Below are 23,117 nucleotides of genomic sequence, written 5' to 3'. Positions count from 1 at the left end.
GCAAGTGTCAATTATCGCCGGCGATTTATTAATCAAACTCTTTCAGGTAATTAACAATGCGTTTGCCGGACACAGGATACGCCGTGCCCAGGTTTTGCGCAAATAACGACACCCGAAATTCTTCTATCATCCATTTGATATCGGCGATCTCCTGCAACAACGGCTGATCTTTTCTTTGTTTGCCTATCAGGGTTTGCCACAGCTGAGTGACCTTATCCACTTCCAGCATTTTCAACCTGTCCTGATTGGGATCCACCGGCAATTTTTCCAGGCGCCTGAGAATACCATTGAGGTAGCGAATCATATCGTCAAGTTTATCGATACCGGAGGCGGTCACAAAACCTTTAAAAATAAGCTTATCGAGCTGGTCCTTGATATCGCCGTGGGACTGGATAACATTCAGCGCCACCTTGCCTTTCAGCAGTTTGCGGATATCATGGGCCAGACTGAGACATTTTTCCACCTTGATCGCCGCCTGCAGCACACAGTCGGCAATGTCGGCGCGAACAACATCCCGCCTGAGCTGAAATTCCGCCTCAGATCTCGGCAGTGCTCCCTGCTGCGCCACCAGATGACGACAGGCGGCATTGATACAATCCTGCAATAGATCACCGATGGCGCCAAAGGGGTTAAAATACAGGCCTAATTTCGCTTTATTGGGCAGCTTTTCCTGCAGGTATTTTACCGGCGAAGGAATATTTAACAAAATCAAGCGGCTAACCCCGTTAAGCATCGCCTGCTCTGCCTGAACTTCCTGCTCGAACAGTTCAATGGCAACACTGGAGTTGTGGTCCACCAGCGCAGGAAAGGCTTTAATGGTCATATTGGCCACCTTGCGCTGATAACCCGAAGGCAGCTCACCAAAGTCCCATTCCCTTAAATTCGCCTGCTCTATGCCTTTATCCGCCACTTGTTTGATAGTAGCCTTCACCTTACCCTGCAGCTGCGCCTTTAATTCATTGAGATCCCTGCCCTGTCGGATCACCTTGTTTTTCTCGTCCAGGACTTTAAAATTCATGGTCAAATGCACCGGCAATTCGATCTCATCCCAGCAATCTTCCGGTAAGCGCACACCTGTCATACGCAGCAGCTTTTTCGCTACCGCTGCCGTTAATGCCCCGTCCCCTTCGCCGATGTCCGCGATACAAGCCTGGGCATAATTCGGGGCAGGCACAAAATTACGGCGTAAGGTTTTCGGCAAACCTTTAATCAAGGCAACGATAAGCTCTAACCTCAACGCCGGGATCAGCCAGTCAAAGCCTTCTGCCTGCACCTGGTTTAAGATCCCGACCGGGATCATGACACTGATGCCGTCATCGATATCGCCGGGACTGAAATGGTAATTGAGGGGCAATATCAGGTTATCCTGTTGCCAGGTGTCCGGATAGTCATGGCTGGACAGTTCATTGGAACTCTCGTTTAGCAAAAACTCCCGGGTAAAATGCAATAACTTGTCATCGGTTTTTTTCGCTTTTTTCCACCAGCTTAAAAAGCTGCGTTGGCAAATAACAGTATCCGGCAGCTTTTGCTCGTAAAAGTCCACCAGGTGCTGTTCTTCGATCAGAAAATCTTTACGGCGTGCCTTTTGCTCCAGTGCTTCGATACTGGCCACCAAATCGCGGTTATGCTTAAAGAAGGCTTCTTTTAACTGGATATCATAATTAACCAGGGCTTCACGGATAAAGATTTCACGGCAGGTATAAGGCTCAATCTGGTTAAAATTCACTTTTCGCTTGGGCACTATGATCAGGCCATAGAGGGAGACCTGCTCATAAGCCATGACTGCCCCTTGTTTTTTCTCCCAATGTGGCTCGCTATAACTGCGTTTCACCAGGTGGGATGCCAGCGGCTCCAGCCACAGGGGATCGATACGCGCCACCATGCGGGCAAACAAGCGGCTGGTTTCCACCAGCTCCGAAGCCATCAGCCATTTAGGCGGCTTTTTCGCCAGCGCCGACCCCGGAAAAACAAAAAATTTACTGCCCCTGGCCCCTTTAAATTCACGGTTTTCGTCCTGCTGGCCGATATGGCTGAGCAAACCGGATAACAGCGCCTGATGCACCAGCGCCAGCTGGTTTTCATCCTCGCTGTCAATTGAGCTCATGGCAATATTCTGCTCTTTCAGGGTTTGTCTTAACTGGGCATTGATATCCTGCCATTCCCGGATGCGGATATAACTTAAATATTCTTTCTGGCATAAACGCCTGAACTGGTTATTGGTCAACGCCTTTTGCTGTTCGTTGACGTATTGCCATAAGTTCAGCAGGGAGACAAAATCTGAGCTTTTGTCTTTGAAACGGGCATGTTTTTCATCCGCTGCCTGCTGTTTTTCATGGGGCCGCTCGCGCGGATCCTGGATACTCAGGGCACTGACGATGGCAAAAACCTGCTCGATACAGCCAAGGTCGATGGCGCTGAGGATCATTTTTGACAGCCTGGGATCTATCGGAAACTTGGCCAGCAAGCGGCCATTTTTCGTTAAGCCGGTTTTGCCTTTGCTAGCGGCAATGGCATCGAGCTCTTCCAGTAAGCGAATACCGTCATTGATATTGCGGTTATCCGGCGGCTGCACAAAAGGAAATTCACTGATATCACCGAGATCCAGCGCCAGCATCTGCAAGATAACCGTGGCCAGGTTGGTGCGCAAAATTTCCGGGTCGGTAAATTCCGGCCGGCTGAGAAAGTCCTCTTCGCTGTAAAGACGGATACAGACCCCGGAAGAAACACGGCCACAACGCCCCGCCCTTTGGTTGGCACTGGCCTGGGATATAGGCTCTATCGGCAACCTTTGTACCTTAGTGCGGTAACTGTAACGGGAAATACGCGCCGTGCCCGGATCAATCACATATTTAATGCCGGGCACAGTCAAACTGGTTTCGGCAACGTTAGTCGCCAGCACTATATTACGGCCGCTATGGGACTGGAAAATACGGTTTTGCTCCTGCACCGTCAACCGGGCGTACAAGGGCAAGATCTGGGTATGGGGCAATTGCGCTTTTTCCAGGGCGCTGGCAGTATCGCGAATTTCCCGCTCACCATTGAGGAACACCAGGATATCCCCCTGGCCGATGGCTGTCAGCTCATCCACCGCCTGCAAAATACCAGAAATAATATCGACATCTTCCTGCTCTGCCAGCGGCCGGTATAACATTTCCACCGGGTAAGTGCGTCCCGAGACTTCGATAATAGGCGCATTATCAAAATGGCGGGAGAAACGCTCGGGATCTATGGTCGCCGAGGTAATGATCACCTTTAAATCCGGGCGTTTGGGCAGGATTTGTTTCACGTAACCGAGAATAAAGTCGATATTGAGGCTTCTTTCATGGGCCTCGTCTATGATCAGGGTATCGTACTGGCGCAGCAGGCGGTCCGTTTGCATTTCGGCCAGCAAAATCCCATCTGTCATCAGCTTGATATAGCTATGCTCACTTACCTGATCATTAAACCTGACCTTATAACCCACCTGCTCGCCAAGCTTAGTGTTCATCTCATCGGCGATACGGTTGGCGACCGTGCGCGCGGCAATCCGTCTTGGCTGGGTATGGCCGATAACCCCTTCAATGCCCCGCCCCAGTTCCAGGCATATCTTGGGGATCTGGGTGGTTTTACCCGAGCCGGTTTCACCGGCAATAATCACCACCTGGTTCTCGGTAATGGCTTTGGCAATATGGTCGACATTTTGCGAGACAGGCAGTTCGCCCGGGTAACGGATCTTGGGACGGTGGGCGAGTTTATGCTGCTTACGTTTTATCGAACGCTCAATAGCGCCGGCAATCTGCTGTTGGGCTTTGTCACGCTTATCCGCTTTGGTGATTTTTTTTAAGCCGAATAAACGTTTTTTCAAGCGCGCCTTATCCGCTAAGACCACCTGATCTAATAATTTGAATAACGACGGGATACTGGGAACAGCTTCAGGACTAACTTCTACAGACAAAACAAACTCGAATAGCGATGTAAAAAGGCTATTTTAACAGTATTATAAAGCAATTGCAGCAATGGATGTGACGCCAGCCCCTGCTGCTAACGGCAATTGACAAATGGCCACCAACAGCAGTTCGCCGGGCTGAGGCAGCTGTTCCCTTGCCTGTTTTTATTTGTAAACTATTTCCCGGCGTGAAAACCGGCGCGCAAATGTTTATCTATCGCCTGTAGGACATCGTTGCGGCAGATAGTACCGAGCAGGTTTTCATCATCATCGATCACCGGATATACCTTAGGTTTATTCTTTAACATGGATTGCGCCAATTCGACTATAGAGTCATAGGGTTTTACCGATAACACATCCTTGCGCATCAGATCTTCGACATTGGCGATATGTTCATTGTAATAAATGGTTTCCAGCATTTTCGCCAGCACATCACTTTCCGACAAGAAGCCCACCAAACGATGGTGTTTATCCACAACCGGGCCGCCTATTTGTTTGGTTTTTAAAAAGCGCAGTGAGGCTTCTTCTACCACCATCTCCGGGGTAAAAGTAACCGGGTAATGGTTCATATATTCTTTGACTTGTAATGATTCCATCTTAAATCCCTCTTTTAATAAAAAGCCTGATGGCTTTATGTTAACTGTAGTCGTAAAATGCCAACAATTCATGACTTTATCCCTTCACTTTAACGATATCATTAAAAAATGGCGGGATCATCCACTTAAGGGAAAATTATTGATTGTGAACAAGCAGGTAGCAAAAGCGGGCAGGTAACACTAAAGACCGCAGTAAACTTGGCGCAGGTTATGCCTGAATATCTTTACTCAAGGTGATGATAAACAATACCCCGGGCCTGTGCTCCGGATCTAATGCGATACTGCCCTTTAATTCATTTTCTACCAGTTTTTTACTGATGGACAAGCCCAGGCCACTGCCCCCCTGTCCCGCCTTAGTGGTAAAAAACGGATTAAATGCCAGCTCCCGGTCTGCCTCGGCTATCCCCTGGCCATTATCACGATAGTGAATCTCGGCCCTGTCCCCGGTATCCCTGGCGGTAATGGTAATTTCTCCCCGGTTAGTCTCACCAAAGCCATGCACCAAAGAGTTATTGATTAAATTAATGATCACTTGCGACAAGGCGCCGGGATAGGTCAGCAGGGATAATTCGGGGTCAATATCGAGTTTAACACTGTGAGGCAAACGTTTCAGGGTCGGCCTGAGCGCCTGCAAAACATCCAGCAAATATTCATGTAAATTAAAGCGGAGAACCTGCTGACTGCACTGGTTCACTGCCACTTGTTTAAAGCTCGATAACACCGAATTCGCCAGCTGGCTGTTCTTTTCACATAAGGTCAGGCTTTCTTCTACCATCTCAAAGAAATCTGCCAGAGCATGCTTATTTAACTGTTTTTGCTCAAGTGCGTGATGCAGCTTGACGGTTTCTTCATAGATACAGTTAATTGCCAGGGCAATGTTGCTCATCGGGGTTGCCACTTCATGGGCGATACTCGCCACCATATGGCCCAGCTTTGCCATTTTTTCCGACTCTTCCAATAACTGGCGTTCAAGTTTTAATTGCCGGACACAGGACTGCTGGTTTTTCACCCGTGCCAGTAAAATATCCTGATTAACCGGCTTGGTAATATAATCCGCCGCCCCGAGGGTAAAACCGCGCCGTAAATCTTCAGGCTCAACCTTTGCGGTGACAAAAATCACCGGTATATGCTGGTACAAGCTATCTTGCTTGAGCTTTTGGCACACTTGATAACCATCTAAACCCGGCATCATGATATCTAACAGGATCAAGTCAGGAGCAATTTTGGCCATCAGCTTTAATGCCTGCTCACCGCTGGTAAACGCAGCAATTTGGTAATGCTCCGGCGCTAAAAACCGCCTTAACAAGTCGATATTGGTAGGATTATCATCAACAATAAGAATGGTAAATCCCACGTTTTCATCTGCCATGTAAAAAATCCCGGCTGTGGATAATATAAACAGCTGATAAGACTGAGCCACCGTTAAGTATAGTCCTGTTTGTTAACGATAAAGCTTCGGGGAAAAGGTGCTTATTTACACCTGCCCGGGTAAGCGCAGACTTTACAAGGGAAATTGAATTCGCTAACCTGAACTGGTCTTACCTCACTTGGCAGCAAAAAAGAATAAATACCATGAACAATAACCGCATCAAGGTCACAATCGAAGATCAGATCGCCCATGTCTGCTTAAGCCGACCGGACAAGCACAACGCCCTGGATATCAAGATGTTCAAGGCTATTGATAGCACCATCAAGAAACTCAAAAAAAACCGGGATATCCGCGCCGTTATCGTCTCCGGTGCCGGGCAAGACTTTTGTACCGGCTTAGATATAAAGTCTGTGATGCGCTCTCCCCTCAATGCCATCCAGTTATTATTTAAGTGGCTGCCCTGGCGGGCAAACCTGGCCCAGCGGGTCTCCACCGGCTGGAGAGACTTGCCTATGCCTGTGATTATGGCGATAACCGGCAGGTGCTGGGGCGGCGGTTTACAAATTGCCCTCGGCGCCGATTTTCGCATTGCCCATACCGAAAGTTCCCTTGCCATTATGGAAGCCAAATGGGGCCTGATCCCTGATATGGGCGGCACTTTGGCACTGCGTACCCTGCTTAACCAGGATATCGCGAAAAAACTTGCCATGACAGGTGAAGAAATCAGCGCTGAGCAGGCACTTGCCTTAGGCCTGGTTATGGAAGTTGATGAACAGCCGCTTGAAAAAGCCAAGCAACTGGCAATAGAGATTTGCCGGCAATCACCTGATGCGGTGTCGGCGGTAAAAAGGTTATACAACAAAAGCTGGTGGAGCGGCCCCGGAGCCGCTTTAGCCCGGGAATCTATATACCAGCTCAAGGTCTTGGCGGGTAAAAATCAAAAAATTAAAACCTTTAACCAAACCCATGATAAGAAAGTACAAAAAGATTTTACTGCCAGAGGGCACTGGTAAGCGGCTTTAATGCCGCCGGCCAGTGCAATAACAGCCGGTTAGCTGCCGGCGGGCCATTAAGGCAGAAAAGTTAATCTTTCAATAAAGGGTGATTTTCAGGTAGTTGCTTGGCGATCCACAGGGCCAGCTTATGTTTCATATTCGGCTGGTTTTCCTGGCCTTTGGCCAGAGCCTGGATCAGTTTGTCCTGCACCAGTAACAGGTAGAGGCACTCTACCTTTTCTTTAGCGGAATTCGTACCGGAAAAGCCTTTATAGCCCCGGTTCATTGCATATTTTTCACCTATATCTATCGCCATTTTCAGCAATGCGGCTTCATTTTTAAATTTCTTCATAGTGGTCCTGCCGATATTTTTTTACTAATTTGCGTCAATACGATAAATAATTCAAGTAAAAGAATAAGTTAATCTTTAAGTCTCAGGCTCGCCCCTTAAAAGTCGGCGCTGCAGCAGCTTTACGCTTTATTTCTTCTTGGGCTTTTTCCTTAAATGCACAGCTTTATTTGCCAAATTGCCAAAACCCAGGGTGGTTTTGCCGGTAAAGTCATTACTGCCGTCAATACTGGTTAACCAGAATGGACAATACCGACCGAAAATATCCCTAATTATCAATGATATCCAATATAAATTAGATAAATATCCCCTTGCAGGGATCTTTCCTATGGTTAAAGTGCCGGAAAATTTTACACACCGGTACAGCCAAGCTGTTAATTATAAAAAATATAAGTATAAGGAAATCCAATATGAACAAAAACATCATCTGGGCGAATAGCTTTCGCGCCTTCGTCCTGGTATGCCTGTCACTGATAAGTGTCGGGGCCAATGCGGTGGACTTGGTCTCCCTGCTCAGGGGCATGGTCGGGGATCCCGTCTTTAAAGAGTCTGAGCATTATACCAGCGACGATAATATTCAGATCCGCGCTTATGACGGCATTACCCTGGAGGCCAATATTTTTGTCCCCACAGCAGCAGCCGATCAGTACCCGGCCATTATTTTTATCAATAGCTGGGGCATGAATGAATATCAATACCTGGTAGAAGCAGCCCGTTTTGCCGAGCAAGGTTATGTTGTATTAAGTTATTCCACCCGGGGATTTGGTCAGTCCGAAGGCAAAATCGCCACTGCCGGTCCCGAAGATGTCCGGGATGTCTCTGCGGCAATAGACTTTCTGTTGGCCAATTATCCCGTTGACATCAACCGCATCGGCGTCTCCGGCATTTCCTACGGCTCAGGCATCAGTTTATTAAGTGCGGCAAATGATCCCAGGATCAGTGCCGTGGCGGCCATGAGTACCTGGGGCAGCCTGACAGACTCCTTGTACGGCCAGTACACGCCCCGGCTGATATGGGGCGGCCTGTTAACCGGCATAGGCTACCTGACCGGTGATCCCAGTGATGAAATTGCCATCAATTACCTGGATTTGCTCAAACAGGAGCGTATTGATGAAATCACCGTCTGGGCGGATGTGCGCTCTCCGCTCTCTTACCTGGATAAACTCAACGAGCGCCGGGTCCCCATATATTTGGCCAACAATTTCGGCGATAACCTGTTCCAGCCCAATAGTGTTCTGGCCCTCTACCAGGCACTGGAGGGGCCAAAGAAAATGGATCTCAGCCAGGGCACCCATGCGGTAGGCGAAGTACTGGGGATGGGCAAGCCTGACCACAGGATATGGCACAATGCCCATGCCTGGTTCGATTTTTATTTAAAACAGGAAAACAACACCATCAATGAGCAGGCACCGGTTGCCATGCAAGTGAAATTCGGCGATTACGAAGAGTTGCCGGACTGGCCCTCCCCGGCGATCTCAGAGCAAACCTTGTATTTGCATGAAAAAGAAATCGATGGTGACGGTGATATGAAAACAAGCCCCTATCGTCCCTGGTGGCCAAAAACAGACAGCTTTTATTCCGGCCTGGACACCTTGGCAACGACCGGCATCCCGTTACTGTCTTATTTCCTTGAAGATATCGTGGAAGCGCCGATTATTGCCAGCATGCCCCTGATCAGCACTGTCAATGCCATCCGCTGGGAATCTGACTGGTTAACCCGGGAAATGAAATTACGCGGCATCCCAAAAATCAAGCTGCAGCTTACCCCGAGTAAAAGCGAGGCATTACTGGTGGCATATTTGTATGATGTCGACTGGACCGGTACCGGACGCCTGATAAGCCATGCGCCTTATACGCTGTTAAACGCCGTCCCCGGGCAAACGACCTCCCTGGATTTAGAGATGGTCGCCACCGCTTATGATGTCCCTGCCGGCCATTACCTGTCTTTAGTAATAGATACCAGTGACCTGCTATACAGCTCCCCGGGCAGCGGGCTCTATCATCTGGATATTAATTACCGCGACAATGAAAACAATACCTTGTCACTGCCGATAAAGGACTGATTAAGTAATAAAACAGCAAGGAAGAGTTTCCTTGCTGTTTTTAGAGATAATTAACAAGGAGAAGGGTTATTGATAACGCTCGACAATACGTTTTAAAGTACCGTCCTGACTCAGGGCCGCCAAACGGTCATTGACAAAGCTGTCAAAGGGAAACTCCATATCCGGGTCCATAGCCAGATGAATATTATAATCGGAGATAACGGTTGAAAAGTTTTTTTGCAAAAACATACCGGGATCACGGTTGGTCTGTTTCAGGTTGTATTCAATTCGTAGGGACATTTCAACAAACCCCGCTTTATCGGATAACCTTTTTAACAACCTAAAAGCGGAATCATGGTTTTTTACCCGGATCTCTTTAATGGTCTTCGCCTGCAAATAAGGCTCCAGCCCGGGGTAATCAAAACCATGCAGCAAAATCAGGGTTTTCCCGAACAAGTCTTCCACCTCATCGACTTCACCGACATAGGAAGGGTTAGTCACCAACTTATGCTCGACATGATAAACCGGCAACCGGGACAAATGCTCCGCCTGTACTCCACCCCAGCTGGGGGAGCCATAAGTGATCCAGTTTTTAATTTTCCCGGTGGACAACATTTTTATCATACGGTTAAAAGGCAAGGTATGAAACTTGACCTCATATACCGATCCCTTAAATATTTCCTTGATGATATCGGTAATGATACCCGAATGATTTTCAGAATTTTCTTCGATTTGAAAAGGCTTGGACTGATTGTCGACCACGACGTAATTAATTGTTTCTGCATAAGCTTTTATCCCTGTCAGCCAGAATAATGATATAAAAACAAGCGCTATAGTCTGAAGTCCCATAACAGATCCCGTGCTAGATTGCGAAGAAATATTGATAATTAACCTTCTGTTTACTAAGGTTAACTCAGAAAATCTCATTTTCCAGTGCAAGGATGATTTTGTGGCAATTACTCACGCGCAGTCAGGCCGAAAGTTTCGTCAGGGTATAGCTAAACAACTGGTTTTTTGGATTCTATTCGTTAGCTCGATAATAACCTTGATCATTACCGCCATTCATCTCTTGTTCGATTACCGGCATGACATGGAAGAACTTGATGATCGCCTGTTGCAAATCGAAAAAAGTTATGTATCCACGGTAGCCGCAGCCTTATGGGTTGATGATATTGACCAGCTCAAAGTGCAGGTTAGCGGCATTAAAAACATATCCGACATCCTGCTGGTCGAGTTATTCCGGGACGGTGAAAGTATTATTCGCCTGGGTTATAACAAGGAAGATTACGTTCAAACCAAGCAATGGCCAATTTTTTACCGCTATGAAGGCGAGCAACATAGGCTCGGATTGTTAGCGGTGACCGCCAACCTGGAGCCGGTTTATCAAAATTTATACGATAAGGCCCTGCTGGTGTTATTTACCCAAGCGGCAAAAACCTTTGTGGTCTCAGCCTTTATCCTTTTTGTGGTCTACCGCCTGATCGGCCGCCATTTATCCCGCTTAAGCCAGAGCATGCGCTCAATACGCGCAGGACTGGCCAGCACCCCATTGTCCCTTAACCGTAAAAAGCCGCTCGATGATGAGCTCAATTTTATGGTGCTCAGTTATAACAAGATGATCCTCAGTCTGCAACAGTCATTCGAACAGCTCAATGAAGCCAAGCAAAAAGCCGAGCAGGCAAGCCAGGTAAAAAGCGAGTTTGTTGCCAATATGAGCCATGAAATCCGCACCCCGATGAACGGTATTATCGGTACCACTTCCCTGTTACTCTCTTCCGATCTCAATGAAGAACAACTGCACCTGGCAGAGATCATCAATCGCTCTTCCTATAACCTCTTGGATCTTATCAACGGCGTGCTCGATTTGTCCAAAATAGAATCCGGCCGACTGGAAATCGAATCCATCGAATTTAGCCTGACAGAATTATGTGAAGGAGTGATAGAGCTGTTCACCCCAAGGGCCAGAGAAAAAGGACTGGCCCTGAAACTGCAAATAGCCTCAAGCATAGATCATTATTTGCTCGGCGATCCCATGCGCTTAAGACAAGTGTTATCGAACCTGATAGGCAATGCCATCAAATTTACCCACAGCGGACATGTTTTACTCAAGGTTGAATGCCTTGAACAGTTACCGCAAAAACAAAAGATCTTATTTAATGTCTATGACACAGGGATCGGCATTGACCAGGCGCACCGGGATAAGGTCTTCGAAAAATTTTCTCAGGTGGATAACTCCACCACCCGAAAATATGACGGCACAGGTCTGGGGCTGGCAATATGTAAAGAGCTGGTAGAAGCGATGGACAGTAAAATTCATTTAGAAAGCACCCACAACCAGGGCTCACATTTTTCTTTCGACATAACCTTTAGCACCACTTCCCATCTGTTATCGAAAAATGAAGAAGATTTACGCCAACTCACCAATAAAAGAGTGTTATATGTTGATGATGAAATTCTGAATTTAAAAGTGTTTAAACCTTTACTCACCAGCTGGGGCATGATTACCGATGAGACTTCCAACCCCGATGAACTTTTTGAACGGCTCAATAAACAATTTAACTGTGGCAATCCCTATCATTTACTGCTGGTAGACAAAAATATGCAGGGGATCAGCGGTTATGAAATAGCCCAATCCATTCGCAAAAATGCCAAATTTGTCCAGCTGAAAATTATTTTAACCAGTGCAGAGCCCGAGCACAGCGATATCGAAAAGTGCCAGAAAGCCGGGATCCAGGGATTAATGGCCACCCCGGCCAAAGATCACGAAATCCTTAATATCATTAACCTGGTATTGTCCAATTCTATTTTTAATACCCAGGTATTTACCAAGTATTCCGCCAAGAAAACCTTTGAGCAGCAGCTTGATCAGGAACATGATTTTGATCTTAATATCTTGCTGGTAGAAGATATCCGGGTAAACCAAATCGTCGCGACAAAAATCTTAAAAAGCTTTAACTGCGAAGTGACCGTTGCCGATAATGGTCAAAAAGCCATTGAACTTTGGCAGCACGGAGAGTTTGATATTATTTTTATGGACTGTTTTATGCCGCAAATGGACGGCTTTGAAGCGGCAAGGCAAATCAGGCGGCGGGAAGAGCCGGGCCAACACATTAAAATCATCGCCATTACCGCCGGCAGCCAAACCGAAGATAAACAAAAATGCCTTGATGCCGGCATGGATGACTTTATTAATAAACCCATTAGCCGGGATGCGATATTAAGCACGCTTGCCGCTCACAACAAACGCAAAAACAGCGAAGCCCTCCAGCAAGCGACTTGACGTCTAAACCTTTAACTGGGAGGAAAATTTTTCCTGCATCTAATGTCCGGGAGCAACAACCGATTCCGGTCAGTTAATTGCCGTGAGCATCACTCCTTGGGGGGCTGGTAATAAAAGGCGTTGATCTTATTGCCGTCCAAATCCCTGAAATAACCGGCATAGAACCCCGTCATTTCCCCTCTTGGCCCGGGCCTGCCGTCATCTGTCGCCCCTAACTCGATCGCTTTTTGATAAAAAGCATCAACCTGCTCGGGTGAGTCCATGGTGAAGGCGATCATAGTACCATTGCCGACGCTGGCTCTGGCGCCGTTAAAAGGTTTGGTGATGGTAAACCCCGGATTCCCCGGGCTTTTTGCCCAGGCAACGAAAAGTTCGGTTTCAATAAAACGGCCAGCACCTATGCTACTTAAAAGTTGATCATAAAATGTGACAGCCTTGTCTAAGTCATTTGTACCTAAAGTAACATAACCTATCATTTTCACTTTCTCTGTTATTGTATTCGGTCATTAGATTGTAGTGAATAGCGGATCCAGCGCCTTGATGTAAGTCAAGTTAATCACAATTGGACAAGGCGCTGCTTTTTGAGGGTTATATTGCAAAAATTTGACGGCTAAAGATTCAAAAGCGATCAAGCGGCAAGCTAAAATTTCTTGATAAGATCGGCGCTGAATTGCTCCGGGCTCAAGCTGACGCCGTTGTCGGCGGCAAGTTTTTCCAAAGCAGCGATATCCTGCTCTACTTTACCCAGAGTCAGGGTATTGTCATCAAGCAAATACACCTGCTTTAAACTGGCATAATAAAAGCAAAGTATCGCAAAAGCATCCGCATCTCCCTTGCCGGCGGCCTGTTTGATTTTTTTCAGACGCCGGTAAATCAGGTTTTGCAGTTGTTTTAATTGCCAGACATAATAGATTTCGCTGAAATAACGACTACCTTTTAACTGGTGCAAAACAGCGGCACAGGCAAGCAGGGCCAGGATCACCCCGAGCAGGTTATAGCGGAAGTTGCCGGTAGACTCAGGAGCCGCTTCGCCATCAAGCGCCGGCTTATCAGCGCCCTGCTCCCTGATATTGTTCGCTATTTCCGCCTGTGGATTTTGCGCCGAAAATGCTTGCTCTTGCCCGCTAATATTGCCCGTTTTTTGCGAAGCCGGGCTTTGGCCAAAGGCGGCTATTAACGCGGTGCCAAATAACAGGGATAAGGCCAGCAAGCTGGCGATAAAGCCTATGATGACCCGGTTTAAATGTTGACGGTAACGACTTTTATCAATTTCAATTAATTTCATGTTTTAAACTTCTTAAAAATAATGTGCTTACTGACAGCCAAGTCAATGGCTGCGTTTTCTCTCTACTCACTCAGCTCCAGCTTTAATCCGGAAAAACGTTTTACCCGCCCCTCCACGCCATGGCTCCAGACATTGGCTTTACTGGCAATACTCAGCCGGGACTTGGCCCGGGTAATGCCTGTGTATAATAATTCCCGGCTCAGCAGTTTATTATCCGTTTGCCCCGGCAATAACATAGCCACATGATCAAATTCACTGCCCTGGGTTTTATGTATGGTCATGGCATAGACAGTTTCAAACTGGGGCAGCCTGGACGGCATCAGCCATTTAAAGCCAAGCTCGGCATCTTCAAACACCGCCATCAAATGCCCCTTGCCATTACGCCAGATCATACCGATATCGCCATTATAGAGGCCGAGACGATAATCGTTTTCACTGATCATCACCGGCATACCGTGGTATAAACGCCCGGAGGCATTGGCGAGCCCCTTATCCGCCAGGTATTGCTTGATCAGCTGATTGATATTCTCAACGCCATATTCTCCCTTGCGCATGGCGCACAAAATCCTAAAGCGGCTAAGCAGTGAAAAAGCCTCACCAACGTCATCGCAATGAAAAAGCCCCAGGTAATATTGCCCCACCAACCGGGGTAACCAGGCTAATAGCTCGCCGGGCAGCAGACTTAGCTGCTCATCGCCCTCTTCCTGTGCCCGGGTCAATAGCTGCCAGCTTTCACTACTTTGCCCGGCGATCACTGCCGCCGCCAGGCGTCCTATGCCCCCCTGGCCGTCAAAACGGCGGCTTTTCACCAGATAGGTAATATGATCTGCTGCCCCCTTGCCGCCTTTAGCTTTAGGCAGCTGATAGCAACCGGTCACCAGTTCAAGATAGGCCAGGTTCGGCGGTGAAAATCCCGGATGTGGCCTGGGGGCAACATCGTTAAGCACGCTGCCGGCAGCTACCGAAGGCAATTGATCGGCATCACCGAGCAAAATCACTTTGCTGTGCTGCGGCAGTGCCCGAAAAACCCGGGTCATCAATGCCAGATCGACCATGGAAACCTCATCAATCAGCACCAGGTCTGCCTGCAGTAAATTATCCCTGTGGTGGCGAAAATTCACCTGGTTCGGGATCACCCCAAGCAAACGGTGCACGGTGAGGGCCTGCTCTGGAATGGCCGCCAACACTTTCTCCGGGATCAATCCCCGAAAGCCCTTCACCGCCTTGGCAATCGACTCGGATAAACGCTGCGCCGCTTTGCCGGTTGGCGCCACTAAGGCAATAGTTAACTGCTTTTGTGGTGAACGCGCCTGTTCAAGCATGATCAAGGCCGCCAGCAATTTGGTAACGGTATAGGTTTTGCCGGTACCTGGGCCGCCGGCAATGACACTGAAACTTTTATTGACGGCATTAGCCACGGCGATATGCTGCCAGTCTATTTCCCCCGTCCCTTCGTCGCTGGTGCTTGCGGGAAATAATTTATCCAGGCAGGCTTTGATCTCATCCATTTCAAAATCGGCTAATGCCCCGGCAGATTTACTGCGGATAAACCCCGCCAGCTCGGCTTCAAAGGTGAAATAACGGCGAAAGTAGAGTTTTTGCCTGTGATACACTATCGCCTGGTGCTGATCCGGCGCCAGCGCCAATGCCGACAACAGCTGATCCAAACTTTTTTGCTCGGCAAAAATAAAACCATGATGGCTCACCAGGCCCTCATCATCGCTGGCAAAGCCGAAACACTGCCCGGCGATACTTTCCAGCGGCAAGCAGGTATGGCCATTTCGTAAACTTTCACTTAACGCCAGCAACAGATGAAACAACTGAGGATCAAAACCCAGGTCCTGGCATAGCTCCCGGGCAAAAAAATAATCTATCGGCTCCAGGGCGGCAAGTTGTGCCTTTGCCCGGGCAAAAGAGGCATAAACCGGTGTATTTTTATCCTTGAAGCTGTCACCAGCAAGATTCGGATCAGCGTTAACCCCGCCATTATCAAGCATATTCCTGCCCCTCTTTGCTATTACCCCGGCTATTGCCCAGGTCATCGTCTTGGCTACTGTTACCGGAAAAAATCGCATCTAAGCGGGTTAATTCTTCCACGCAGATCTGGCGATAATAAACGCCGCAACCCGCATGCTCTGGATCATGAGTCATGCCGCGCAAATAGAAATAATAGATGCCGCCAAAGTGCTGCCCGGGATCATAATCTTCCAGGGCATAAGCCAGATGACGATGCAGTGCCAGGGCATAAATCAGGTATTGCAGATCATAATAATTGCTCTGAATATTAGCCAGCAAGTTGCCCGGTTTATAGGCGTTAAAGCTATTGCCTAAGTGACTGGATTTATAATCGCACAGATAATATTTCCCCTGATGCTCAAAAATGAGATCAATAAAGCCATGCATCATGCCCTTTAATTGCTGGTAAGCGGGTAAGCTGACGGTTTTTGTCGGTGGCAATTGTTCGCTTTCCCCCCCCGGCGCTTTACCTGAGTCTCCCTGATAAAGCATGCGCTCGCTTTGCCGGCGATGGCATGTTAATAATTGTGCCACAGAGGCAACATTGGCACGGGACATGGGAAAATAAAACTCACTCTCCCTTAATGTCTGCGCCGCAGGGATATCCGCCAGGCAACAACTTGCCTGAGATTGTGCCTGTTCATCGCCGTAATTTTGCACCAAAGACGTCATTAATACCTGCTTCAGCCAGGCGGTCAAATCCTGCTCACTATAACCCGGGGTTAATTCACCATATTTCACCAGAGGCCATTTCATCGCCTCTTGCCAGTCTGGCTGGTTAAAATCCAGGTGCTCAAAGATATCATGCAGTAAATTACCGGTATGCGCCCCTTTTGCCAGGTTAAAGCGCAGCAGCGCACTGTCAAGCAACTCGGCAGTACCTGGTGGCAAAGCACCAGTTTCACCGTCCCGATCCGGGGTCGAAACCCCGCCATGGCGCAGGTTACGACTTAGGGCTGAAAAAGAGCTCAGCCACCAGTCCCGTTCAATTTTTCCAGTAAAAGTGGCCGGGACTATCTCAGATGCTGTGCTTATTTCTTCTACCCGACAGGATGCATCAGTCTGCTCCTTGATCTGCCTGACCCCGATAACACCGGGATTTTCAGCCGCCAGTTGCTGCAAAGCAGCGGCAATGTCCTGATCTTTTTGCCACTTCAAGGTCTTGCCCAGTGGGGAGTTAAAATATTGCTCGAATTCGGCGGTTAAAATATAACAGCGTTGCTCCGCCCTGGTAACAGCGACATATAATAACCGGACAGACTCGGCATAAGCCTCATCGGCCATGGCCTGCCTGGCTTCAGGCGAGCCGTCTAAACTCAGTTTCAATTGTCCCTGAGCGTCATGATATTCAACCAGGGTCACGTTGCGGTTACCAAAGCGCAGCGGATCTTTATGGCGGCTGGCAAAGGGAATAAACACCACGGGATATTCCAACCCTTTTGAACCATGCTGGGTGACAATTTTGATCAGGTTGGCATCGCTTTCCAGCCTTAATTCCGTTTCCGACTCGGGATTATCTTTTAAGATCTCCTGCTCCAGATAGTAAACCAATTCCTGAGGCTGACGGTGACGCTGGCTGGCAGATTGCAAGATTTCAAACAAGTGCAGTAAATTGGTAAGGGTTCTGTCCTGCTCACGGCTGTCGATAACAAAATGCTCATGCATCAGCTTTAACGCCATGGTAATAAAACCTTTATGCAGCCATTCCTGCCTTAACGCCAGAAACTGAAATTTTAACTCCTGCCAGCCAAGTTCATCCCGCTGCAAACGGTAAAGCTTCGCCGGGGTAAAGCCCAGCAGACCGCAGGCAAGGGCTGCGGTATACAAGCGCTCATTTTCCACATGTAAAATGCCGTTGAGTAAGGATAAAAACTGCTCCGTTTGCTCACTGTGCAGTAAGTTGGCCTTATTGCTTAAAAATACCGAAGCCAGCCCCAGCTCTTGCAAAGCCTGTTTAATGGCCCCGGCCTCGGTGCCGTCACGCACCAAAATAGCAATATCCCGGGCCGCCAAGGCACTTTCCCCGTCAGTTCCTGACAGCAGACGGGCAATTTCACCGGCGCACCAGTTGGCCATCACCGGCCTGAAATCCTGCTTTACCTTGGCTTTAGCCGGCACTTTTTTCTTGTCCTGCTTTTCACTGTACTCATCGTCAATGGCAAAATGAATAAACTGCAAAGCCTGCTCTTGCTGAGGCAAGGTCGATTTTTCTCCCGCTTCGGGAGAGGCTTTCACCGGAATATAAGGAATGCCGTAACCAAACACGGGTAAGGCTTCACCTTGAAGGTCATTGCCATAAAACAGGCGGTTATAGCCCTGGATCATCCCGGGGGTCGAGCGCCAGTTGGTATCCATCAACCACTGAAAATCACACAGGGTTCGGGCAGACAAGTAGGTAAAAATATCGCCGCCGCGAAAACCGTAAATAGCCTGCTTAGGATCGCCGATCATAAAGAGCACGGCATCTGGTTGTTGAAAATAAATGGCTTTTAAAATAGAAAATTGCAGCGGATCTGTGTCCTGAAACTCATCCACCAGCGCCACCGGGAATTGCGCAAACAAAACCTGAGCCAGCTGATTATTGTCCTCATCCGTTAAACACTGCTGTAAGCGGCTGATCAGATCGTCAAAGCTGAGCATATTCTGGAGTTGTTTTTTCTTCCCCAGTTGCTCGCTGATAAAATCCAGGCCCTGTTTGACCACCAAATAAGCCTGTGCCTTATCCAGCTTTTGCTGCAGGTTTTTTACCGCAGTTTTCACCTCGTTCACCGGGGCAAAAATCTCCACCAACTCTTGCTTGTGTTTGGCGCGGGCAAAGCGACGGCCGTCGATAAAGGCATCGGGCATTTTATCTTTAAAGGCATCAATATCTTCAATAATCGTGGCTAACCAGGTCTTTAACGCCGCAAGTTCCTGCTCACGCTTATCTCTTTCCTGACCGGTTTTAACCTCGATCAGATATAAACTCAGTTCTTGCTCATGCTGCTTAAGGGCAGTTAAGGCTTGTTGCGCCTTGGCCTGAAAAGCCTGGCCTAAAGTTTCGGCGCTGATGGTTTCCAGCTCCGCCGATAGCGCCACCTGATGAATGGCCTTGGAGAAATGACTCAGGAACGTCAGCGGATCCGGCCAAAAAACGGCAAGCTGTTCAAACTGCTCCGGGCTTTGTTGTGCCAGCACCCGATACCAGTCCTGGCAAGCTTCAAGCAAGAGCTCCTGATCGCTGGCTTCCATCTGGCTGTTAAAAGACATACCGCTGGTAAAGGCATGCTGGCTCAGCACCCGTTTGCAAAAGCCATGTATGGTGAAAATTGCGGCTTCATCGAGAAATAACAGGGCTTTTTTCAGCAAGAAATTAGCTTCACCTGCATCGACTTTTTCAGCTAAAGCGGAAAAATAGGGATCTGAGGCCACCAACAATTGCCAGTCATTAATCGCACTGCGGATAAAGGCGCCGATACGCCCGCGCAACTCTTCGGTGGCATCCTTGGTAAAGGTCATCACCAGAATTTGTTCAACCGGCAGTTTTTGCTCTAATAACAAACGTAAATATAAACGGGTGATATTAAAGGTTTTGCCGGTGCCGGCGCTGGCCTCAATTAAGTGTTTGCCTTTTAAGGGAATTTCATAGGCTACCAGGTTCTTCGGTGTTTGACTCATAACTTCACCTTTTCAAGTGCCTGGTACATGGGCTGGTAAAGGCTTTCAATCATAGACAAATGCTCACTCAAATCAGGACAAGTCGGCCAGAAATAATGCATATAGGGATCTGCCGATAACGGCCGCATGGCATTGGCATCATGCCAATATTTTTCAAAGTCTTGCTGGCTAAAGCTTTTGCCCCGTCCGGTGACTTTAAAATAATGCTCGGCCAACTCACCATTGACTAACAACGCCTGATTTTGCCCTGAAGCAAAGGCGGCTAATAACCGGACTAATTGTGCCTCGGGATCGGCTATGGCTTTAAACCGGTACTGGCTGACTTTCTGGCTTTTGGTATCAAAGTAAAAACCGCTACAGCCATTGACTTGCGTTAATAACTCCTGTTCATCAGCCTGCAACGATATCTTCCCTTCACCGAGCTGGCGTTGCCATAGCTGGAGGATCAGCTGATGCAGGTATAAGGTAAAAAAGTCTTTCGCCTTGGCGCTGCTGCTGCGATAAAACACCAATTGCTGCCCTTGTACCGGCAACAAGGTAGTTAACAGGATGTTATTGCCGTCTGCCTGGGAAAGCAGCACTTCACAGTAGACTTGGCTGGGGTTATCCCCGCCTTGTTCAATGATCACCCGGGAAAATTGCTCACTGTCATCACGCCATTTTTCAAACAACTCCCCCGTAGTCGGCAAATCAGGGAACTTGCCCGCCAAACGCGCCGCGGTGATCACCTGTAAAACTTCCCGGTCGATATCAGAAGGGGCTGCTGCGGGAGCATCTTCACGCTCTTTTGTCGCCCCCATCAGATAGCAGTCAAGCAACTGCTCCCTAAGCTGATAACTTTGCAATCGATCGGCGGTAAAAGGTTCGGCATCCTCAAGCTCTATGCTTACTTGTTCAAAATAAAGGTTAAGCTGGCGGCGGGCAAATTGCCTGACCGGATGTTGGAAAAAAGCGATCAGCTCGGAAGCATTGATTTGTGCCGGTTTTTCTCCCTGCTGCTGAGCCGGCATATTTTCTGAAACAGGTGTTGAACTTTGCTCATCACTGCTCTGGTTTTCTTGCGGGATCAATAAGATTTCATTGCCGCTTTCTTCCCCAGAGGCAGTACTATTACCTAATTTCAGCCATTTTTCATCAAAGCCCGGGTAGGTGCCGAGATAATTGTCAGCACTAAAGGGTTGCATCGGCAACTGCCGGACATCGTCGCCCGAACCGCTAACTTGCCAGCCGTAGCCCAGTTCCAGGTATTCCATCAGCTCTTTTAATACCAGGGAAGCCTCCCTGGGGGCATTGGTTTTAATATTGCGCCCCTGATAACTCAGGTAAAGGGCCTGACGTGCGGAAATAATGGCTTCAAGGAATAAATACCTGTCATCCCCCCGACGCGATCTGTCGCCGAGTTTTGCCGCCGTCATCGCCAGCAGATCAAAACCCAGCGGCTGACGCTGGCGGGGAAATTCACCGTCATTGAGTCCTAAAACCGCAATGATTTTAAAAGGAATGCTGCGCATGGGGATCATAGAGCAGAAAGTTACCTGCCCCACCATAAACTGGCGTCCGGGATCCGGCATACTGAAATGGCTGTTAAGAAAATCCCGGACCACGCTTAAAGCGATTTCCTGACGATAAAGGGCATGGGTACAGTATTCCACCAGGGATTCGATGGCATGATAAATCAGCTCAAAATTATGATCTCCCGTGACCACAAAAAGCTCATCCAGCATTTGTTGTAAAAAGCTTTGCCAGCTGGCGGCATCGCGTGCAGTGCTTAGCTGGTGGGAAAAACTTTGCAGCTGTTCAATAATCAACATCAGCTGGCCTAATAAGCGTCCGTCATCCCCTTCCACCACAGGCAACAATAACGCCTCCTGGTGGATAACCTCACTATCGCCGTAGGCAAACCCTGTCATTAGCCGGCCCAGTCCCTGCTGCCAGGTAAAGCTGTTATTGCCCTGTTCAAGCCCGAGGATATTGGCTTTATGCTGCTGGTCCAGCCCCCAGTGAATCGCCGCCTGCTCAACCCAAAGGGTAATTTTATCGATATCCTCAAAGCTCAGGGAAAATTTTTGCTGCATCGCCGGTAATCTTAACAAGGCGATCAAACCCGAAACCTGAAAACGGCTGTCGGGCAAATTAAGCAAGTCAATGAAAGCGGCGATCAGCGGCTCGGCATCTTTACTGCTCCTGTCGGCAATGGAGCAAGGTAAAGGAGGAATTTTATCGTCGATATCCTGCCAGCCCCGGGTAAAGACCGCATTAACATAAGGGGCGTAACTTTCGATTTGCGGGCACATCACCAAAATATCTTTTGGCGTTAACTCACTGTCGGCATTAAATTGGTGCAACAGCCAGTCATGCAAGCCCTGCACTTCCCTGAGCGCACTATGGCAGCTGGTGATGGTCACCGAATCATCTTTTGCCTGCTTGGGCGCCTGACGCGCATCCGTCAGGGTTAAAATATCATTTTGCAACTGTGCCAGCACGGAAACAGCCTCCGGTGCCGATATTGCCGCCTGCTGGCCAGATTTTGGCGCTGATACCGGGTCTTGGCTTCCGGCATGTTCAAAAACGTCAATATTGACCAGAGAGTAATTATGCAACAGGGCCATAAACTCCCTTCCCTGCTGGCCAAGGCTTGCCAGCAAAGGATTGCCGACCGCAGAGCGGATATTGTCATAACCATCGACCCAGTTGGTGATGGCCTTCACCGCCTGCTTTTCTGAAAGGATATCCCCCCAATAGGAAAAACACGGGTTTAAATGAAAAAAGTGTATTTCGATATGCTCACTCAGGGCATTAATAAAATCCAGCCACATCGGCGCCATGGCGTTGATACCGAAAAAAACAATCCGCCGGGGCAGCTCGGCTTTCTTTTTATCGAGCCCGGCAATAGCATCCTGCATTAAGGTTACCGGATTATAGGGCAGTTCTTTGATCAGTAATTGCCATAACAGCCCCTGCCATTTTTCAATCTTATCAAGACCGCCGGCAGTCGGCGGGCTCTCGTCTTGCAAATTGAAAATACTTTCTTTGTGCTGCCAGGCATCGATCCACTTTGGCCGGAAAATAAGGTATTGCTCATATAAATCCGCCAGCTGTGTTGCCAGCTGATAACGTTTCAGTGCCGCCCTTTCTGCTGATGTTTCCTGTTGCCAGTAGCGGGTGGGCTGCTCAAACTCGGGATTAGCCGTCACCTCATCACAGCCCAGTAAGGCATCTAAACGCCAGGTAAGCACTTCCCGGGAATAAGGCGACTGATCCGGGACATCTTCATCACTGGCAACAGATCGCATTAATTTCCATAAAAACTGCGCCGGCAGCGCATAACGGATATTCATGCTGATCCCCCGCTGTTTTGCCAGCGAGAGGTTCAGCCAGTGCTGCATACCCGGATTTTGCACCACAATGATTTCCTGGCTAAACACCGCCAGGGGGGATATCTGCTGAATTTTATCTAACAGCACCAACAGATTTTCCATCTTGTTGGCAGGATAAAGGTAGATCACATTGATACCAAGTAGATTAAGGAAGCCATCCGGCTTTTTTATTATCGGTAAATTTAATCATATGGGGTAAGTCAAAACTAGTGAAAACCACAGAAAA

The 23,117-nt window shown here is 48.4% G+C and carries 13 protein-coding genes; 3 read left to right on the top strand and 10 right to left on the bottom strand.

Annotation, left to right across the window (positions count from 1 at the left end):
• Positions 1-28 precede the first annotated feature (28 nt).
• The 3 genes from hrpA to QL234_RS29520 all read right to left on the bottom strand — a co-directional run bounded on the left by hrpA (position 29) and on the right by QL234_RS29520 (position 5,890).
• On the bottom strand, positions 29-3,898 hold the full coding sequence (hrpA, locus tag QL234_RS29530; protein WP_281561334.1) for an ATP-dependent RNA helicase HrpA: 3,870 nt from the start codon (positions 3,896-3,898) through the stop codon (positions 29-31).
• 203 nt (positions 3,899-4,101) lie between these two features.
• Positions 4,102-4,521: a CBS domain-containing protein gene (locus tag QL234_RS29525; RefSeq protein WP_044833557.1), complete on the bottom strand. Its 420-nt coding sequence runs from the start codon at positions 4,519-4,521 to the stop codon at positions 4,102-4,104.
• 208 nt (positions 4,522-4,729) lie between these two features.
• A complete protein-coding gene (locus tag QL234_RS29520; protein WP_281561321.1) occupies positions 4,730-5,890 on the bottom strand; it encodes a hybrid sensor histidine kinase/response regulator in 1,161 nt (386 codons plus the stop codon).
• Between the two features lie 203 nt (positions 5,891-6,093).
• Here QL234_RS29520 and QL234_RS29515 point away from each other — a divergent pair, with 203 nt between their 5' ends.
• Positions 6,094-6,903 carry a crotonase/enoyl-CoA hydratase family protein gene (locus tag QL234_RS29515; RefSeq protein WP_281561320.1) on the top strand — a complete coding sequence of 270 codons (810 nt, stop codon included), beginning with the start codon at positions 6,094-6,096 and terminating at the stop codon, positions 6,901-6,903.
• Positions 6,904-6,973: 70 nt separating this feature from the next.
• Here QL234_RS29515 and QL234_RS29510 read toward each other — a convergent pair whose 3' ends face one another.
• On the bottom strand, positions 6,974-7,237 hold the full coding sequence (locus QL234_RS29510) for a DUF5062 family protein (protein WP_044833555.1): 264 nt from the start codon (positions 7,235-7,237) through the stop codon (positions 6,974-6,976).
• Between the two features lie 407 nt (positions 7,238-7,644).
• On the opposite strand from QL234_RS29510, the gene QL234_RS29505 reads away from it, so the two are divergent.
• On the top strand, positions 7,645-9,297 hold the full coding sequence (locus QL234_RS29505; RefSeq protein ID WP_281561319.1) for an alpha/beta fold hydrolase: 1,653 nt from the start codon (positions 7,645-7,647) through the stop codon (positions 9,295-9,297).
• Between the two features lie 66 nt (positions 9,298-9,363).
• On the opposite strand, the gene QL234_RS29500 is transcribed toward QL234_RS29505, so the two are convergent.
• Positions 9,364-10,125 carry a transporter substrate-binding domain-containing protein gene (locus QL234_RS29500; protein WP_281561318.1) on the bottom strand — a complete coding sequence of 254 codons (762 nt, stop codon included), beginning with the start codon at positions 10,123-10,125 and terminating at the stop codon, positions 9,364-9,366.
• A gap of 100 nt (positions 10,126-10,225) precedes the next feature.
• Here QL234_RS29500 and QL234_RS29495 point away from each other — a divergent pair, with 100 nt between their 5' ends.
• Positions 10,226-12,556, top strand: coding sequence for a response regulator (locus QL234_RS29495; protein ID WP_281561317.1), 2,331 nt, complete (start codon positions 10,226-10,228; stop codon positions 12,554-12,556).
• Positions 12,557-12,645: 89 nt separating this feature from the next.
• Here the strand turns inward: QL234_RS29495 and QL234_RS29490 are convergent, their stop codons facing one another.
• The 5 genes from QL234_RS29490 to recC all read right to left on the bottom strand — a co-directional run bounded on the left by QL234_RS29490 (position 12,646) and on the right by recC (position 23,020).
• Positions 12,646-13,032 carry a VOC family protein gene (locus QL234_RS29490; RefSeq protein ID WP_044833553.1) on the bottom strand — a complete coding sequence of 129 codons (387 nt, stop codon included), beginning with the start codon at positions 13,030-13,032 and terminating at the stop codon, positions 12,646-12,648.
• A 164-nt stretch (positions 13,033-13,196) separates the two neighbouring features.
• Entirely contained in the window at positions 13,197-13,841 is a 645-nt protein-coding gene (locus QL234_RS29485; protein WP_281561316.1) for a DUF3087 family protein, read from the bottom strand.
• A 62-nt stretch (positions 13,842-13,903) separates the two neighbouring features.
• Entirely contained in the window at positions 13,904-15,838 is a 1,935-nt protein-coding gene (gene recD / locus QL234_RS29480; protein WP_281561315.1) for an exodeoxyribonuclease V subunit alpha, read from the bottom strand.
• Positions 15,831-19,514 (bottom strand): exodeoxyribonuclease V subunit beta, encoded by a 3,684-nt coding sequence (gene recB / locus QL234_RS29475; RefSeq protein ID WP_281561314.1) that lies wholly within the window; start codon positions 19,512-19,514, stop codon positions 15,831-15,833. The genes recD and recB overlap by 8 nt, the downstream gene beginning before the upstream one ends.
• Positions 19,511-23,020, bottom strand: coding sequence for an exodeoxyribonuclease V subunit gamma (recC, locus tag QL234_RS29470; RefSeq protein WP_281561313.1), 3,510 nt, complete (start codon positions 23,018-23,020; stop codon positions 19,511-19,513). The genes recB and recC overlap by 4 nt, the downstream gene beginning before the upstream one ends.
• Between the last annotated feature and the right edge of the window lie 97 nt (positions 23,021-23,117).

The sequence above is a fragment of the Thalassomonas sp. RHCl1 genome, from assembly GCF_947387555.1.
In the GTDB taxonomy this organism is placed as follows: Bacteria; Pseudomonadota; Gammaproteobacteria; order Enterobacterales; family Alteromonadaceae; genus Thalassomonas.
This window is presented reverse-complemented; position numbering and strand designations above follow the sequence as displayed.

Bases quoted from the DNA above. Each gene is read 5' to 3' on its own strand.
- QL234_RS29500 (WP_281561318.1), bottom strand. From the start codon at position 10,125: ATGGGACTTCAGACTATAGCGCTTGTTTTTATATCATTATTCTGGCTG.
- QL234_RS29520 (WP_281561321.1), bottom strand. From the start codon at position 5,890: ATGGCAGATGAAAACGTGGGATTTACCATTCTTATTGTTGATGATAAT.
- QL234_RS29515 (WP_281561320.1), top strand. From the start codon at position 6,094: ATGAACAATAACCGCATCAAGGTCACAATCGAAGATCAGATCGCCCAT.
- QL234_RS29505 (WP_281561319.1), top strand. From the start codon at position 7,645: ATGAACAAAAACATCATCTGGGCGAATAGCTTTCGCGCCTTCGTCCTG.
- recB (WP_281561314.1), bottom strand. From the start codon at position 19,514: ATGAGTCAAACACCGAAGAACCTGGTAGCCTATGAAATTCCCTTAAAA.
- recD (WP_281561315.1), bottom strand. From the start codon at position 15,838: ATGCTTGATAATGGCGGGGTTAACGCTGATCCGAATCTTGCTGGTGAC.
- QL234_RS29525 (WP_044833557.1), bottom strand. From the start codon at position 4,521: ATGGAATCATTACAAGTCAAAGAATATATGAACCATTACCCGGTTACT.
- QL234_RS29490 (WP_044833553.1), bottom strand. From the start codon at position 13,032: ATGATAGGTTATGTTACTTTAGGTACAAATGACTTAGACAAGGCTGTC.
- QL234_RS29485 (WP_281561316.1), bottom strand. From the start codon at position 13,841: ATGAAATTAATTGAAATTGATAAAAGTCGTTACCGTCAACATTTAAAC.
- QL234_RS29510 (WP_044833555.1), bottom strand. From the start codon at position 7,237: ATGAAGAAATTTAAAAATGAAGCCGCATTGCTGAAAATGGCGATAGAT.